The sequence below is a fragment of the Candidatus Hydrogenedentota bacterium genome, from assembly GCA_016791475.1.
Classification (GTDB): Bacteria; Hydrogenedentota; Hydrogenedentia; order Hydrogenedentales; family JAEUWI01; genus JAEUWI01.
This window is the reverse complement of record JAEUWI010000003.1, coordinates 1-14,930: the sequence shown is the minus strand read 5'-3', so window position 1 is coordinate 14,930 and position 14,930 is coordinate 1. Positions and strand designations below refer to the sequence as shown.

The 14,930-nt window shown below is 59.2% G+C and carries 12 protein-coding genes; 3 read left to right on the top strand and 9 right to left on the bottom strand.

Going from position 1 to position 14,930, the window contains the following annotated elements; genetic code table 11:
- Window positions 1-139: 139 nt before the first annotated feature.
- From JNK74_02210 to JNK74_02175, 8 genes are all read right to left on the bottom strand, one after another.
- Entirely contained in the window at window positions 140-1,105 is a 966-nt protein-coding gene (locus JNK74_02210) for a HEAT repeat domain-containing protein (GenBank protein MBL7644980.1), read from the bottom strand.
- Between the two features lie 44 nt (window positions 1,106-1,149).
- On the bottom strand, window positions 1,150-3,456 hold the full coding sequence (locus tag JNK74_02205) for a hypothetical protein (protein MBL7644979.1): 2,307 nt from the start codon (window positions 3,454-3,456) through the stop codon (window positions 1,150-1,152).
- A gap of 15 nt (window positions 3,457-3,471) precedes the next feature.
- On the bottom strand, window positions 3,472-4,101 hold the full coding sequence (locus JNK74_02200) for a type II secretion system protein (protein ID MBL7644978.1): 630 nt from the start codon (window positions 4,099-4,101) through the stop codon (window positions 3,472-3,474).
- A 13-nt stretch (window positions 4,102-4,114) separates the two neighbouring features.
- A complete protein-coding gene (locus JNK74_02195; GenBank protein MBL7644977.1) occupies window positions 4,115-4,579 on the bottom strand; it encodes a type II secretion system protein in 465 nt (154 codons plus the stop codon).
- Window positions 4,580-4,847: 268 nt separating this feature from the next.
- Window positions 4,848-5,954 carry a sn-glycerol-3-phosphate ABC transporter ATP-binding protein UgpC gene (gene ugpC / locus JNK74_02190; protein ID MBL7644976.1) on the bottom strand — a complete coding sequence of 369 codons (1,107 nt, stop codon included), beginning with the start codon at window positions 5,952-5,954 and terminating at the stop codon, window positions 4,848-4,850.
- Window positions 5,955-6,078: 124 nt separating this feature from the next.
- On the bottom strand, window positions 6,079-6,795 hold the full coding sequence (locus JNK74_02185; GenBank protein ID MBL7644975.1) for a hypothetical protein: 717 nt from the start codon (window positions 6,793-6,795) through the stop codon (window positions 6,079-6,081).
- Between the two features lie 21 nt (window positions 6,796-6,816).
- Complete coding sequence (locus JNK74_02180; GenBank protein MBL7644974.1) at window positions 6,817-7,602, bottom strand: hypothetical protein; 786 nt, start codon at window positions 7,600-7,602, stop codon at window positions 6,817-6,819.
- Window positions 7,599-8,363: a hypothetical protein gene (locus tag JNK74_02175; protein ID MBL7644973.1), complete on the bottom strand. Its 765-nt coding sequence runs from the start codon at window positions 8,361-8,363 to the stop codon at window positions 7,599-7,601. The genes JNK74_02180 and JNK74_02175 overlap by 4 nt, the downstream gene beginning before the upstream one ends.
- 152 nt (window positions 8,364-8,515) lie before the next feature.
- Between JNK74_02175 and JNK74_02170 the strand changes: the two genes are divergently transcribed.
- The 3 genes from JNK74_02170 (at window position 8,516) to JNK74_02160 (ending at window position 13,814) form a co-directional block, all read left to right on the top strand.
- Window positions 8,516-9,781 (top strand): tetratricopeptide repeat protein, encoded by a 1,266-nt coding sequence (locus tag JNK74_02170; GenBank protein ID MBL7644972.1) that lies wholly within the window; start codon window positions 8,516-8,518, stop codon window positions 9,779-9,781.
- A gap of 330 nt (window positions 9,782-10,111) precedes the next feature.
- Window positions 10,112-11,797, top strand: coding sequence for a protein kinase (locus JNK74_02165; GenBank protein ID MBL7644971.1), 1,686 nt, complete (start codon window positions 10,112-10,114; stop codon window positions 11,795-11,797).
- Between the two features lie 103 nt (window positions 11,798-11,900).
- Window positions 11,901-13,814, top strand: coding sequence for a redoxin domain-containing protein (locus JNK74_02160; GenBank protein MBL7644970.1), 1,914 nt, complete (start codon window positions 11,901-11,903; stop codon window positions 13,812-13,814).
- Between the two features lie 465 nt (window positions 13,815-14,279).
- Here JNK74_02160 and JNK74_02155 read toward each other — a convergent pair.
- Window positions 14,280-14,930, bottom strand: a 651-nt coding sequence (locus JNK74_02155; GenBank protein ID MBL7644969.1) for a transposase family protein, incomplete at its 5' end; no start/stop codon positions are given.

The following is a 14,930-nucleotide window of genomic DNA, read 5'->3' as shown; positions in this document are numbered from 1 at the left end:
GCCCCATTATAGTCTCTTCGCCCACCAATCCCCAAGCCCGGTATCGGGGAGAGATCGGCTCGGTGCGGTTAATAAAGAAGCCGACCACCTCTCAGAGGCAGCCGGCTTCGATACTTCGCATTCAAGGGGTTTCTGTCTGTCAGCCTTCCGAGGCGACCGTCGTCTCGGCGCCGGAGCCCACCCCGTGATTGGTATCGATACTGCTTACGATCTCTTCTTCGGGATTGCTGAGCGCCTTAAGATCCGCGAGCTGCACAGGCGTTCCCGACTTCTCCTGGGCGTTCCAGAAGGCGGTCCACTCGTCCACCGTGCCCGGCTTCGGATCGGGAAGAGCGTTCGCCCAGAGCGCCAGCAATGCCTCACGGCTCGCATTTGAAACGCGCTCGTCCGGGTTCGGCAGCAGGCTGATGAGCGCCGGGGTCACTTCCCGCGCCCCCATACCCGCCAGCACGTAAATCGCGCTGATCTGCACTTCCTGTTTGTGGTCGGCCAGGCCGCGGACAATGAGATCTTTGCTGCCCGTATGACCGAGGCGGCCAAGCAACTCAATCGCCATGACCCGCGTGCCAAAATAATTATTTTGCGCGCCGGCCTGGAGGAGTTCCAGCGCCCGCGAACTGTCCATATAGGCCAGTGCTTCGAGCAGATTGGGACCGATAAGAATCGATACGCCGGGGAGCTGATTCGCAAGAAAACTGTAGGCGTCGAACTCCTTCTGAAGCCCGATCAGTTTCTCGCGCACCGCCACCCGCTTGGAAACGTTGTCGGTCTTCAACTCGAACATCAGCCCCATGACGAGGTTGCGCTGTTCCGCGGTAAGGCCCGTTTCCTCCGTGAGGATCCGATTCTGCTCTTCCCAATTGGCCAGGATCTCCTCCTTGCTCAACTTTCCGGTCTTTTCGTTCTTCTCCACGCGGTCGATTTCTTCCGCGCGATAGACGAGGCTCCGCTCGCCCGCCGTCACCTTGAAGACATCCGGATTATCGGGAACGGGCGTCACGACGCCGTCGAACTCGACACCATTCTTCAGGTAGACCGTATCGGCGCCCGCGGTGGCCGCCAACAAGGCAACGGCCAGCAGGACGTGTTGCCATCGAGATTTCATGTGCACTTTCTCCAGCATCGATTTTAATTCGGTCATCGTGCGGCTCACCCGCGATCGAAGTAGAAGGCCGCGCGGGCGAAAACCACCTGTTCCGTATCCGCCACATTCAGGAAACGCTCCACGCGCGGATCGTAGTGCAGCTTGAGACCACCGGGCACGAACATACCCAGATCGGCCGCAATCACGCCGCCCCGGATCGTCATCTTGCCTTTCGAGTTCGAGTAGTGCCGCTCCATGCTGCGGACGATATTGAAGATCGAGTTGTTGCTGTACAGCAAGCCGTCGAACTTGAAGTCGCGTCCGCTGCTCGGGCGGGACATTTCATCGTCGTACCAGAACTGGCGCAACTGATCTTCCGACATCCAGTTGCCGTCCGGATTCAGGTAGTGATAGGCCGCACGACTCAGAATATCAAGGGGGTAACCCTTCGCAACCAGATAGTCGCTCAGTTTCTTCACGCCCGAGTCGTTATAGTGCACCGCGTGCTCGTCGGCCGCGTCGTACAGCCAGATGTTGTTCGGCTGGCTTTCGCGAAGACCATAGAATCGCGGCGTGTAGGTGTTGTCGGCCACGGCCTTTTCCAGTTCGAGCTGGTTGAACAACTGAAGCTCTGACATGGTGAAGCTGAACTGATTGCCGGGCGTTCCGGTAACCTTCTGGTTGGGATCCGTCGAGTAGGGGTCAAAATAGCCCCACTTCAGCGTCTGATTGGAACCAAGGCGATTTACGTTGTTGGTCCGGTTCTTGTCCCGCGTGTGGATGCTGTACTGGCTCCAGGTCGGGTACTTGTCGTTGTTATAGGAAGTATGGTTGACGCCACGAATCGTGGTGTAGTCGCCCATCATGACGCTTCCGCCCGATACCAACGCGAAGGCGTTCGTTTCGCCGGATTCGTTTACGCCAAATTCGCCGGGGGCGTCCTTGTAGGTAACGTCACCGATGACATAGGTATTGCCGCGAACGAGGAGCTTTCCTTCGCCTTCAACTGGTCCCTTGATCACCAGGTCACCGTCAATGGCAACGGTATTCTGTATCTTGATGGGGTCGTCTTCCGTGCCCACCAGGATGAGGTTACCGTCGTAGTACCCGTCGGTGGACAGCGAAGACAGCGCCGAATTGGAAGACTCCGGAAGCGTCGTACCGGTATAAATGCCGCCGTCGGGTATGCCGTAGGCAACACCATTGGTGATGGCGCCGCTCGGGTCTTCCACGCCCAACTCGAAGTCAATACTGCCGTTGGCGGTGTTGACGATAACTTCAAACTCGGAGTCATCCACCACGCGGTCACCATCTTCATCGGGATAGGGCGCCGGGAAAGTACCGGGAAGGGGGCCGTCGGTCTGCGCCTCCGCCTCTTCGGGGTATTCCATGTAGAGGTTAGCGAACTGGAGCAACTCCCCGTCACCGTTCTTCGCGGCATTGGCCAGATTGGTCGTAGTCATGCCGCCCGTGGCGCTCTGGGTAATCTTTCCGTCTTCGCTGCTGAAGGAATAGGCGTCAAAGCCGGTGGAAGCCAGGCCGGCGGCGGTATACTCGCTGCCGTTGGGCTGATAAACCCGGCCGCGAGTGTACACGGAACCGGCTACACGGGAATCGGGCTCGGAACCCGTGCGGACGAGGAGGGACTCCAGCGCCGCTACCTTGACCCGGTCAAAGGTGCCGTAGAGGCTGGAATCCGTGTTGCGCTCGAGTTCGAGGGAGCGGATTTCCGCGTGACAGAGGATGCAACTGATGTTATTGGCAAGAATGGCGAACTGGCCGTGATCGAAGGGCGAACCGCCAATGCGCAGCACCTGCACCGCCGTCTTGGACGTGCCGTCGATCGTCGCCGAGGAGCGGACGGTAAGCCGCGATTCATAGACCGTGTCGTAGCGGGAAACCGTTACGTTCTCTATAGTAGCCAGCACGGTTTCCGTACCCGGCTTCTTGAAATCGATGGGTTCGGTTATGATGGCCTTGCCATACTGGCCGACACCCGAGGGCAGCGTGTCGAAGGTACCGTCACCGTTGCCCTCTTCACCGACATCTTTGCTGCCGTTGAAGTTCAAATCTTCGTTGATGGGGATCTCGGCGGTGTTGTTCAGGTAGTACTTGTACGAGGCAACGTTGCCGGTCGTGTTGCCGCTGCTTACTTTGTAATCGTTCCATAGCTGCTCTACAGCCAGGTCAATGCCCGCCTGGGCCGCTTCTTCCAACAACACATTGTTGTAGGCGAGGTCGGTTTCTTTCTTGGCGCGCTGTACACCCGTCATGACCAGACCCATCGAGCCCAGAATGACGATGATGGCGAGCATGGCGAATACGAGTGCTATACCGTCCTGATTTGTTCTTTTAAGGTGGCTATGATCCATAGGTCCCCTCCTTTCTTAATTGACGAGGCGAATATTGGATGTTGTCTCGGCGAGAAGCGGTTTGCCTTCACCTGCTCCGTATCGCTTGCTGCCACGCAAGGTAATTTGCACGGTAGTCATATCTTCAACGTCCGCAGCCTGGTTGGCCAGCAGCGTAAAATTCACAAATTCGATGGTCGAGGCGCTCGCCACGGGCACCGTGGCCCCGTCCTGCGAACGCACCATGCGACGCGTCAACGTACCGTCGCCGTTCGTGTCCTCATCGGGATCCAGCAGACCGTTCTCATTGGCATCTTCATTCTCCAGGGAGAATGTGATGGGCGTGGAGTAAGCAAAAATCGCCTCGCCCGAGACGGGTTGTGGAACTTGGAAAGTAATCGAACGGCCTTCATCGCTGATGGCAACGGGAAACAGGCCCTCGGGCGCGCCCGTCTTCTCGGTCGTAATTTCCGTTACCCCTTCGCGAAGCTCGCTGCTCAATACGGAGACGGTATCCCGAAGGTTATTCTGAACCTCCACCTTGGCGTTGGCCAACTGGGCCGAAGTGGTGGAAGATTGAAGTACGATAAAGCCGAGGAGGGAGACGACGGAGAGGATGCCCATCGAGACCATTATTTCGACCATGGTGTGTCCGCTGTTTTTCATGGAAGCTGTCTCCTTATTCATTGGTCAACATGCTCACAAGCGTAGCCGCCAGCGGACGACCCTTACGATCGGTCCAGTTCGTGGTTACGTGAACCACGATGGGGTTGTCGTCCCCATCCGCCGTTTCGCCTGCGTCATTGAAGCAGGTCACTTCGATAGTCTGATCCGCAAGTTCCACATGCTCGCTGTTGTCCGCTTTGAACGCCGCCCAGGAGCTGTCATTGTTGGTCTCGATCCAGGTCAGAAGCCCTTCCGGGAAATTGTCTTTATACTCAACCCGTTTCTCCCGAAGGCCATCCATCACGCTCTGGCAGGCGCGGACGCCTTCCATGCGCTGTTCCTGGATGTCGATGCTGACGTAGAAAGACATGAGGGACTGGGCGGTCACGGCGATGACACCTGCGAAAATAGCCACCGCAAGTGTTATTTCTATCAGCGTCACGCCGCGCTCATCTTTGAGGAATCGATTTATTTTCATCTTCACTCCGTTCTCCAGGGCATCCGGCCATGGAATCAGCAATCCCCGCAACAAAATCTATAACGACGCTGCCCTTCTTGTGTTTACGGCAGATTCTTAAAAGTGTTAATAGTTTATCCGTACGATTATGCCATGCCCCACGCCAATGTGCAAGCAGCGTGAAATTCTCCGGCATCCTAACCCTATGCGGCAAGGCCGCTTGCGAGGTTAATGCAATCGGGGCGGGCGATATTTCGCACCTGAATCCACAGAAAACCCGAGGCCCCGGCTAGCGGATGGCCTCTTCGCTCGCTCGGTCGAAGAAATGGAGGGCGGCGGTGTTGATACGGAGGGCGTAGGGGTGCCCCACTTCCGGCTGGGCCAGCGCGTGGACGCGCGCCGCGATCGGCTGACCCGCAAGGCTCAGGTAGACGTATATTTCCGAACCCATGGGCTCCACCACCTCCACCAGCGCTTCCAGCATTTCCCCCGGTTCCACTGCGCTTTCCGAGGCATCCTGAAGGTCTTCCGGGCGAATCCCCAGATATACTTCCTTACCCTTGAAGGGGGTTAATGCCCCGTGGTACTCCGACGGCAGCGGGAGCACGAAGGTGTTTCCTGAAGTATGAAACGCCAGGCCGTGCCCGTGGCTGTCGATCCCGCCTTCTAGTATGTTCATCGGAGGGCTGCCGATGAAAGTGGCCACGAATTTGTTGGCCGGGCGATGATAGAGATCCAGCGGCGCGTCAACCTGCTGTATAACGCCATCGAGCATCACCACGATCCGGTCGCCCATGGTCATGGCCTCAACCTGGTCGTGGGTCACGTAAATCATGGTGGACTGGAGCCGCCGGTGGAGCTTGGAGATTTCCGCGCGCATCTGCACCCGGAGTTTCGCGTCCAGGTTGGAAAGAGGCTCGTCGAACAGGAAGACTTTCGGCTTACGAACGATGGCCCGGCCCACGGCGACGCGCTGCCGCTGCCCGCCACTCAAAGCCTTGGGCCGACGCTGGAGCAGGTCGGTAATCCCCAGAATCTCGGCGGCATCGCGGACGCGCCGGTCAATCTCGTCCTTGGGGTAGCGCCGCATTTCCAGCCCAAAGGACATGTTTTTGTACACGTTCTTGTGGGGGTAGAGGGCGTAGTTCTGAAAGACCATCGCAATGTCCCGATCTTTCGGGGGCACGTCGTTTACGACGCAGCCATCGATGCGAATTTCACCACCCGAGATTTCCTCCAGGCCGGCGATCATGCGCAGCGTCGTGGATTTCCCACAGCCCGAGGGACCGACCAGCACGACAAACTCCTTGTCGTTGATGACCAGATTCGCGTTCTTCACGGCGGGAATACCGCCGGGATAGAACTTCTGTACGTTGGTCAGGGTAACCTGGGCCACGGTTCAGGGACCTCCAGCTCGTTGATTCGACGGCACCCGCGCGCGAAACAGGGTTTTTGCGACACATTCGATCCCCGATGCGGGGGCCGACGCCGGTGGATGATAACAAGGGGCCTGACGTTGGTCAAGGCGCGACCGCTTCCGGCGGCGGGCTTGCTTCGGCACTTACGGTCTCGCGAACGAAGCTGAAGAGTCCATCCAGCGAGCCCAGTTGCCGCGCCATTCCCTGCAGCACCAGATGAATCGCCCGCGCCCCGCTGACCGCCTCCTCGCCCGCCGGGTTCTCCACGGTAAAGGCGTTCATGGTGAGGGCGATCGGCGGTTGGGGCGGCGACACACTCTCCGCCTTGATCTCAGCCGCGTCACAAATGATCTTCCGGATATTTACAGGCCGCCCGAGCACCCAGGCCTCGCCACGGGTCTGCTGATCGGCCCAGTCCCTGGCGCGCTCCATCATCGCCCCCAGGTTGGTGCCCTTTGCCTCGTCATACTGGAGCTGAAGCTGTGCTTCACCTATTCGCACCTGATCGATTACGGGTGTTTTCGAAAATATGGCCAGCCACTGGGGATAGACCCAGGCGGATTCCAACCGGAAGGCCTCGCGGTCGCTGAATCCTTCGGGATTGAAAACGGAAATGCCCTTGAATTCTATGGCCTGGCGCGACCAGTCGATCCGCACGCCTTCCAGATGAACCTCCGAGCCCAGAATCTGCCCCGCCTGTCGGGTGATGCCCTGGCGAAGCAGGCCCTCGAACTGAGTCAGCAGCAGGACCGTGCCAATATTGATGGCGATGAGTAACAACCCCGTCAGGGTCATGATGAATTTGATGGCGGCTTTCACGAAAGAAGGCCCTCGCGGGGCTTAGTCAAAGGTGTGGGAGGTCCGAGCGACGGCTGAACGCGCCTCTGGCAGGTGCTTGCGAACGAACTTGGCCGCTTTCTGGTCCGGTCGCGGCTTCGGTGTCGCCAGGAAGTCCGGCGTGGCGGGCCAGTCGAAGAGGAACTGAGATTCCAGCCCCACAATTCGGAGTTGAACGCCGACGGCCTTCGGATTGACGGCGGGATTCTCCACCATGAACTGGCCTTCCGAGAAATAGAGGGTCAGCTTTCGTCCATAGCGTCGCAAGGCCCCGATCGGGACCTCTTCCAGTTCCGAACCAAGGGTCTTCTGGGCGGGCTGCAACTCGCGCCCGTCGGGCAGTTTCAACAGGATCGTCATTCCGCGCAGCCCAACCGCGTCATAGGCGATACTGCGATCCGGAAACTCCGACTCCAGGTGACACTCGATGGTCAATCCGCCCGCTCGGGACGCCTCCACTTCCGGTTGCGGAGGAACGCTTTCCAGATTGGCATCCATCACCGCTTCCGTGGCGGTATCCCCTTGTGCGGCATCTGTGGCTACCGGAGGCGTCATGGGCGCGGAGGCATGCCCTTCCCTGCCCCACACTGCATAGGAGGCCGTCGTGAACAGGTTCGGGTAGCGCCCCTCGCCCGCCTGAATCACAACCCGGTGAACGCGGGGGGTGAACACGATTTTCGCCGAGGGGGAAACCGCTTCGGCATCGGAGGAATCGGTGGTCTGGCAACCGGAGAATAAAACGAGGGCGAGGCCCACCAGCACAGGGGCGACGAAAGTGCGGGCGCTCATCGTGCCCGCTTCCGAATGGAAATATTCGATTTCTTCTTCTCTTTGGGGGCTTCGGGTTCCTTATCCGCCGTGTCAGAATCGGGACTTTCCGACGTCGGCGCTTCCGACACCTCGTCCGCTTCTCCCGTCTCTCCAGATTGAACCGTCTCCGTGGGAATGGCGGTCTGACCGTCCTTCCCCCCGTTGCCAAAGCGCTGGAGTACCAGTTCTCCTTCGGAATTCTTCATCTTGACCAGTCCCATCGGGGGTACCTGTTCGCTGATCCAGATTTCCGTGGGGGGCTCGCCGTCCTTTACGATGTAGTGCTCCGCCTGAATCTCACCGGAAGGCAGGGTAATCGTTTCGATACCCGCGGATTCGCGTGGAATGTCGGCATCGTCTTCCCAGTCACCGCCGTTTTCCATGGTGATTTCCTGCACCGCGCCGTTGCCTTCGCGAACCAGGAGGCGCTTCACATTGTCGGGCTCGCTCGCCGGCCCGGTCAGGAGCATCTTATAGACGGAAGAGAAGCCCACCTTCGGCACCAGTTCCGTCTCCAGCCACCACGCCTCCTTGCGCTTGATTTTCTCCGTGCCCACGATGGCCTGGCGGAGAAAATACTCCTGGCCGCTTGCCTGGTCTTTGAGAGAATACCAGGCGTAGGCGCCGACCTCCGGATTTACGAGTTTTCCAAGAAGGAGATCGGACATCATTCCCTGGGCCCTTGCCCCCTCGGGCAGGGCGGCCAGAAGGGCCAGCGCTATCACCAATAACTTTTTCACGTTGTAAACTCCTGCCGGAACGCGTCGCGGTTCCATCCTAACACAGTGACGTACCGGATCGAAAAACGATGTGTACACATCGACGTGAAAAATTGACTGCACAGCGAGTCCGCCCTATTATTAGGTTCGGGAATAAGGGACGAGGAATACCCATGAACTATTTTGTCAGGGCGCTGGTGCCCTTCTGCCTGGTCTGCGCGCCGTGGACCGGCGCACAACCCGTCGATGTGGAAGCCGTGGCGAGCCGGAACATGGCCACGGTGCTGGTAATCCAGGGTAAGCGAATCGACAATGGCGCGGAGGTACAGGGTAGCGGCTGCGCTATCCACCCCGATGGCTACGTCCTCGCAACGGCGCATCAGGCCGAAGGCGTGAAGGATTTTGTTGGACGCCTGGCCGACGGCACGAAAGTTCCGCTGGAACTGGTGGAGTCCCGACCCGAGGTCGAGTTCGCTCTTTTCAAGGCGGCCGCCCCCCTGCCGGCACATGCCATTCTGGGCGATGCCGAAGTGCTCAAGAGCGGCGCGCCCCTCGTATCCATCGCCGCGCCTATGAATCTGGAATTCTCTACCGTCACGGGAACAGTCGCTAATCCGAATCGAACCTTTGACGGCTATGCGGTCATCCAGGTTGCCCTCACCGCGACCCACGGCTCCAGCGGCGGCCCCGTCTTTGATAGGGAGGGCCAACTCATCGGCCTCATCAGCGGCGGTTTCAACGACATCGACTTCACAATTGTGAATAGAATCAACAACGCCTTCCCCCTGTTGGACGCCCACGGCTTGCGCGGCGCAAAAATGGCCGCTCCCGACCCGACGGAATCGCGCCTCGTGCCCGCCGACGGCGCCAGCGAGTCCGAACGCCGCGCCATCGAGGCCTATAACCGAGGTGTCGGGGCCCAGACCCTGGAAGAGAAAATTGAGGCCTACCGCCTTGCCGAGAAACTTTTGCCGACTTTTTATGAAGCCACCTTCAACCTGGCCGCGGCCGAGGCCCGCGCGGGAGCAACGGACAAGGCGATTGAAAGCTACCTGCGCGCCGCCGCCCTGCGGCCCGAAGGGCTGGAGGTCAAGAGAAACCTCGGTCGGCTCTACCTGCGCGAAAAGGACTACGACAAAGCCGTGACAATCTTTGACGAGGCCCGGAAGATCGCGCCAGACGAGGCCCAAAGCCACAACGATCTGGGCGAGGCCTGTCGGCGGGCGGGCCGTAACGAAGAGGCCATCGGCCATTTCTCGGAGAGCCTGCGCATCAACCCCGACGCGCCGAGCGCACACTACAACCTCGCCCTGACCCTGGCGGCGGCGGATAAGAGCGCCGAAGCGATCAAGCACTTCGAGGCGTACCTCGCCCTCGCCCCCACCGCGAACGACGCGGAAAACGTGCGCGCCTGGATAGCGAAATTGAAGATGCCGTGACAGCCTCAAAAACTTGAACCACGAATGAACACGAATCCACACGAATAAGAAACCAGGTTTCTGATTTTAGAATCGACTTCTTCGCAAACCCGCAATTCAATTTGAAGATAGAAATCAGATCGTTGAACCCATGAAGGCACAAGGCGAAAAAGTGGACCTATTGTCCTTCACTTTGAGTCCTTTGAGGTTAAAACAAAGTTTTGATTTGTCATAATCGGCGTCGATTTCCCATCTTAATTCGTGTAAGTTCGTGTCCATTCGTGGTTGGAATCTTTAGCCTCCACGGCTGAATAGTTAAACATACCGCAATTATCAACCAAGGATTTTATCGTGGCCGATCCGAAAATGCCCGCCAAGCTGGGGCGCTATGAAGTTATCCGTGAACTGGGCAAAGGCGCCATGGGCGTCGTCTATGAGGGGAAAGATCCCAACATCGGACGGCGCGTGGCCATCAAGACCGCGCGTCGCGAGGTGGTGGAAGCCTCGGGCATGGCCGACGAGATGATGGAGCGCTTCCTCCGCGAGGCAAAGGCCGCCGGCGCCTTGAACCACCCGAATATCATCACGATCTACGACGCCGCCGAAGAGGACGGAATGGCCTACATCGCCATGGAGTACCTCGAAGGGGGCGACCTGGCGGATATCGTCGATTCGCGCAAGCGGCTGGGTATGGAAGAAATCGTGGAGATCGGCGCGAACATCTGCGAGGCCCTCCACGTGGCCCACGAGCACGGCGTCGTCCACCGAGACATCAAGCCCGCCAACATCCTCATGCCGAAAGACAAGCCCCTCAAAGTGGCGGACTTCGGCATCGCCCACGTGAGTGATTCCAACCTTACGCAGGACGGCGCCCTCATCGGCACGCCCCACTACATGAGCCCGGAGCAGTTCATGGGGCAAAAGCTGGATGGCCGCTCGGATCTGTTCTCCGTGGGCAACATCCTCTATGAGTTGACCACCGGCGAAAAGCCCTTTGGCGGCGAGGCCCTGAGCACCGTCATGCACCGGGTCATCAAGATCGATCCCGTCTCCCCCACCGAATTAAACTTCGCCATCCCCGATGCCTTGGCCGGCGTTATCATGAAAGCCTTGAGTAAGCGCCCTGCCAGCCGCTTCAAGACGGGCAATGAAATGGCCGCCGCCCTGCGCGAAAGCCTGAAGGAAAACCCAAATCCGGCCATCCTCGATCCCGGCGCGAGTGTCGCCCTCTCTTCCACCATGGCGGCCCCGGCACCCGCAGCACCGGTGCAGGCAACCATGATCAGCCAGCCCGCATCGGAGGACTTTAAGTCTACGGTCGTCGGCTCGCGACCCGCGAGTCAGGAAACGACCATCGCCGGTCCGGGGCCGGACGCAACCGTGCCTGGCGGTTCGCCCGGACCCGAAGCGACTGTCGCGGGCCCGCCACCGGCCTCCGCAGTTGACGTTGGCGCAACCGTGCCCGGACTTGCGCCCGCCCAGATTCAATCCGCTCCGACGCCTTCCGCGGGACCCAATAAAGGCCTTCTTATCGGCGGCGGTATCGCGGTGGCGCTGGTGGTGATTATTGGCGGGATCATGATGTCCGGAGGGGAAAAGACTGAGACGCCGACGAAAACGCCCCCGCCGGACTCCAAGAATGGGGCGTCCACCGCATCTTCAGACCGCTATTACACGGCGGCGATCTTCGAGATCTATCGCGCGAATACAGAAGACGATTACAAGCGCTTCATGCAGAAAGAAGCTACCCTTGACGATCTGGCAGGAAAACTCAGCGAAGTATCCGGCACAATCGCCATTGAGTTGTTGGACTCGGCCGGCAATGTTCTCGCCAGCGCTCCCGCTTGGAGTGCGGGCGACCTTATCGAAATTCCCGCCGAACGCAAGGTCGGCGCCATGAGTTATCGGGTGACAATAACGGACCCCGCCCAGCCGGGTTCCGAAGGCGAAAGCTTTACGGACGAGATCGAGCCGGCGAGCACCCCCGAAGCCACGGCGAATGTGCCAATCATTTTCGGTCCCGTCTCGACTCTGTGAGACTTGGTCCATTCGTAAAAAAGCCCGCTTGGTGGTAGAATTCACCCATATAGGTGGTGTGTGTCGATAAACCATTGAAATGTAGGAGGTTGGGGAGAGATCCATGAATATCAGCAAACGTGTTTTGCATTTCGGTCTGGTGTTGGGCTTTTCACTGTGCAGTATGTCCAGCCGGGCGGACTTCTTTGAAGGCGACCCGGTCCCGGAAATTCAGGCCCAGGACATCTTTGGAAAATCGGTGAACCTGAACGAGATTCTCGAAAAGAATCCCGATCTGGTCATCCTCTTCTTCTTCACGCCGGACAACGGCAAGGCCATCGCCGCCAAGCTTCAGGCCCTGAAACGTCTATACAACAGCGATGCGCTCTCCATCATCGCACTGGGGATGGAATCCGACAAGGCGGCCCTTCAGGCCTTCGCCGACGGCCTCAAGATCCAGTATTTCCTCCTGGCCGATGAACAGGTCAAGACGGCCGAGTGGTACAAGAACGTCAACCAACTCCCCCTGACCCTCTTTGTCCACACGCCCGAGCGCAAAATTGAGCGGGTGCTGCGTGGCGCGGGTACGGAACAGGCCAACATCCTCAAGCAAGTCGCCGAGAATCTCTTCCAGCAACGTAAGACGGACAAGGCCTCGGCCGTAGTTGCGTCTGCGCTGGAAAACGGTGAAGACGCGAAGGAGGTTAAGGAATTGAACGGCCACATTCTCGTGGCCGAGGGCAAGCTGGACGAAGCCGAGAAGGAATTCGGCGAAATCGGCGCGGATGCCGGTCTGGCGAAGGTGGCTCTGGAGCGGGGCGACCTCGAAGGCGCCATCGCCGCCGCGGACAAGGCCGGTGACGATGGCTACGCCCAGGCGGTGAAAGGCGAGGCCCTCATCAAGTCGGGCCAGTTGGAGCAGGCCGAAACCAGCCTCGCGGCGGCGGCCAGCGCGGAAATCCCCGAATGGCAGAAGTCGGAAGCCGTCAATGCCCAGGGGCGTCTGGCCCAGGCCAATGGCGATATCGACAAGGCTGTGGAGCAATACGCCAAAGCCCAGTCGCTGGACCAATACAACGTGGAAGCCCTCAGCAACGAAGGTGCGGCCTATCGCGAACGCGGCGGCGAAAACGACTTGGCGCTGGCCAAGGAAACGCTGGAAAAGGCCTCCGCCATCCGTCCCGACGAGATGACCAATCTGATGCTCCAACAGGTCAGGACGGAACTTGAAGAAGCCAACGACATCAAGAAGGGCGAGCTCATCAAGAGCCTCATCACGGACCTGAGCAAGCGCTACGAAGAGCTCAAGGCCAAGGGAGAAGCGGAACCGGCGGATGACTGGACGTCCCGCCCCGTGGTGCTGGCCTTCCTGCCCGGAGAGACCAAGGGCAAGATAGTTTTTGATCGCGCCGGCACGGACATGGTCCTCCAGCGCGAAATCGAAGTGCAGGCCCAGGGCAAGAACGGCATCCAAGTGGTTGAACGCGTCATGCTCGACAAGCTCCTCCAGGAATTGAACCTGGGCAGCTCGGAACTCGCCAGCGGCGACACCCAGCGTCGTCTGGGTCAGGTGCTCTCCGCAGGACACCTTGGGTTCATCGACTTTGCGCAGGTGGGCGCGGACACGATGCTTTATCTTCGCCTGATCGACTCCGAGACCACGGGTATCTTTTTCCAGGCCTCCCAGAAGATCGACGATTCCAGGCCCACCGAGACGGTGGCCGCGGTGGTGAACGCCCTGACCGAGAAGCTCGCCTCCACCGAGCCGCTGCAGGGTCTGATTGCCGATGCCGCCGCGAACGATGCGGTAATCATTAACCTGGGCAAAAAACATGGCGCGAAAGAGGGCCTGGAGTTCAAAATCCTGCAGGATGGCGCCCCGATTGAGGTAGGCGGCAAGGTTATCGCACACCGTCAGAAACCCGTGGGCAAGCTGACCCTCACCACGGTGGAAGAGGACTACGCCATCGGCACGGCCTCCAATCTGGCCGAGGGTGTTACGCTGGCCAAGGAAATGAAGATTCAGCAGTTGAAATAGTCGCTCATCAGACGGACACACGAATCGCCCCGAAGGACTTCGGGGCGATTCTTTTTCGAGGGGGACTGTCCTGCACGCAAGGGCACTCACAGTGGGGTGAGTCATTGGGCAATCAAGATTTGCTCGATGGAGCAAGTCCCACCCCAATGTGCGGGACCGTCCTTCCGCTTTGAAAATCGCGGGACTGTCCCGTCGAGGGGGACTGTCCTGCTGTGTTGTCTCAGCCTGAATCGGAGTGATGCCTGTATTTCTTAGTGAGTGCGGTCAGTTGCACTCAGCATCTTTAACCGCCCTTCGGGCGTGAGTTTTTTAGGTATGGCAGGTCTATCGTCCGATGAAGGTGCTGGCGGGCGTGACACGGCTTGCGCGCCACGCTCTCTCATCGTCCGATGAGCCTGGCCGGGGTATCCCTCGGGCGGTTGCGCTCCCGCAGCGCCGCCTTCCGTTTCGCCCGGCATCGCCACGTTAGGCGACTTGGGCTTCCTGATTCAACTGTCTTCTTTTGCGGCGCTCTTCGCGGGCCGCTTCGAGCTTGCGGTCGCGCTCGGCGTGGATCTCGGCCTGCTTCCCGTCGAGCATGTCCTGGGGTGTCACATAGCCGATGGCGCTGTGCAGCCGCACGGTGTTGTATTCGGTGATGTAATGGCCGACGACGCGCTGTGCGTCCTCCAGGGTCAATGGCGTCTTGGGTCGGATACACTCCTGCTTGAGGGTCTTGTGGAAGCGTTCTATTTTTCCGTTGGACTGGGGGTAGTAGGGCGAGGTCTTCACGTGGGTCATGCCGCTGATGCGGATGAACTCCTTGAAGTCCCGGGAGAGGAACTGGGGGCCGTTGTCGCTGATGATGCGCGGCGTGGCGTCGGGGTGCTTTTCTTTGGCCATCTGCAACACGAGCTGGATTTCTTCCTCCTTCATGGACTCGCGGATTTCCCAGTGCAGGATGGCGCGGCTGAAGCCGTCCAGGACGCTGCACAAGTAGTAAAAAGTGCCGGATATGTTCACGTAGGAAACGTCCGTATGCCAGTGTTCATGGGCCTTCAGCGGCTGCTCGAAGCCCGTGCCCTTCTTGGATTGTTTCTTGTCCCAGGGCCGCAACAGGTCCTTGGCCCGCAGGGT

Coding starts and splice junctions, on each gene's coding strand:
- JNK74_02195 (MBL7644977.1), bottom strand. CDS start 4,579: ATGAAAATAAATCGATTCCTCAAAGATGAGCGCGGCGTGACGCTGATA.
- JNK74_02200 (MBL7644978.1), bottom strand. CDS start 4,101: ATGAAAAACAGCGGACACACCATGGTCGAAATAATGGTCTCGATGGGC.
- JNK74_02180 (MBL7644974.1), bottom strand. CDS start 7,602: ATGAGCGCCCGCACTTTCGTCGCCCCTGTGCTGGTGGGCCTCGCCCTC.
- JNK74_02170 (MBL7644972.1), top strand. CDS start 8,516: ATGAACTATTTTGTCAGGGCGCTGGTGCCCTTCTGCCTGGTCTGCGCG.
- JNK74_02160 (MBL7644970.1), top strand. CDS start 11,901: ATGAATATCAGCAAACGTGTTTTGCATTTCGGTCTGGTGTTGGGCTTT.
- JNK74_02205 (MBL7644979.1), bottom strand. CDS start 3,456: ATGGATCATAGCCACCTTAAAAGAACAAATCAGGACGGTATAGCACTC.
- JNK74_02210 (MBL7644980.1), bottom strand. CDS start 1,105: ATGAAATCTCGATGGCAACACGTCCTGCTGGCCGTTGCCTTGTTGGCG.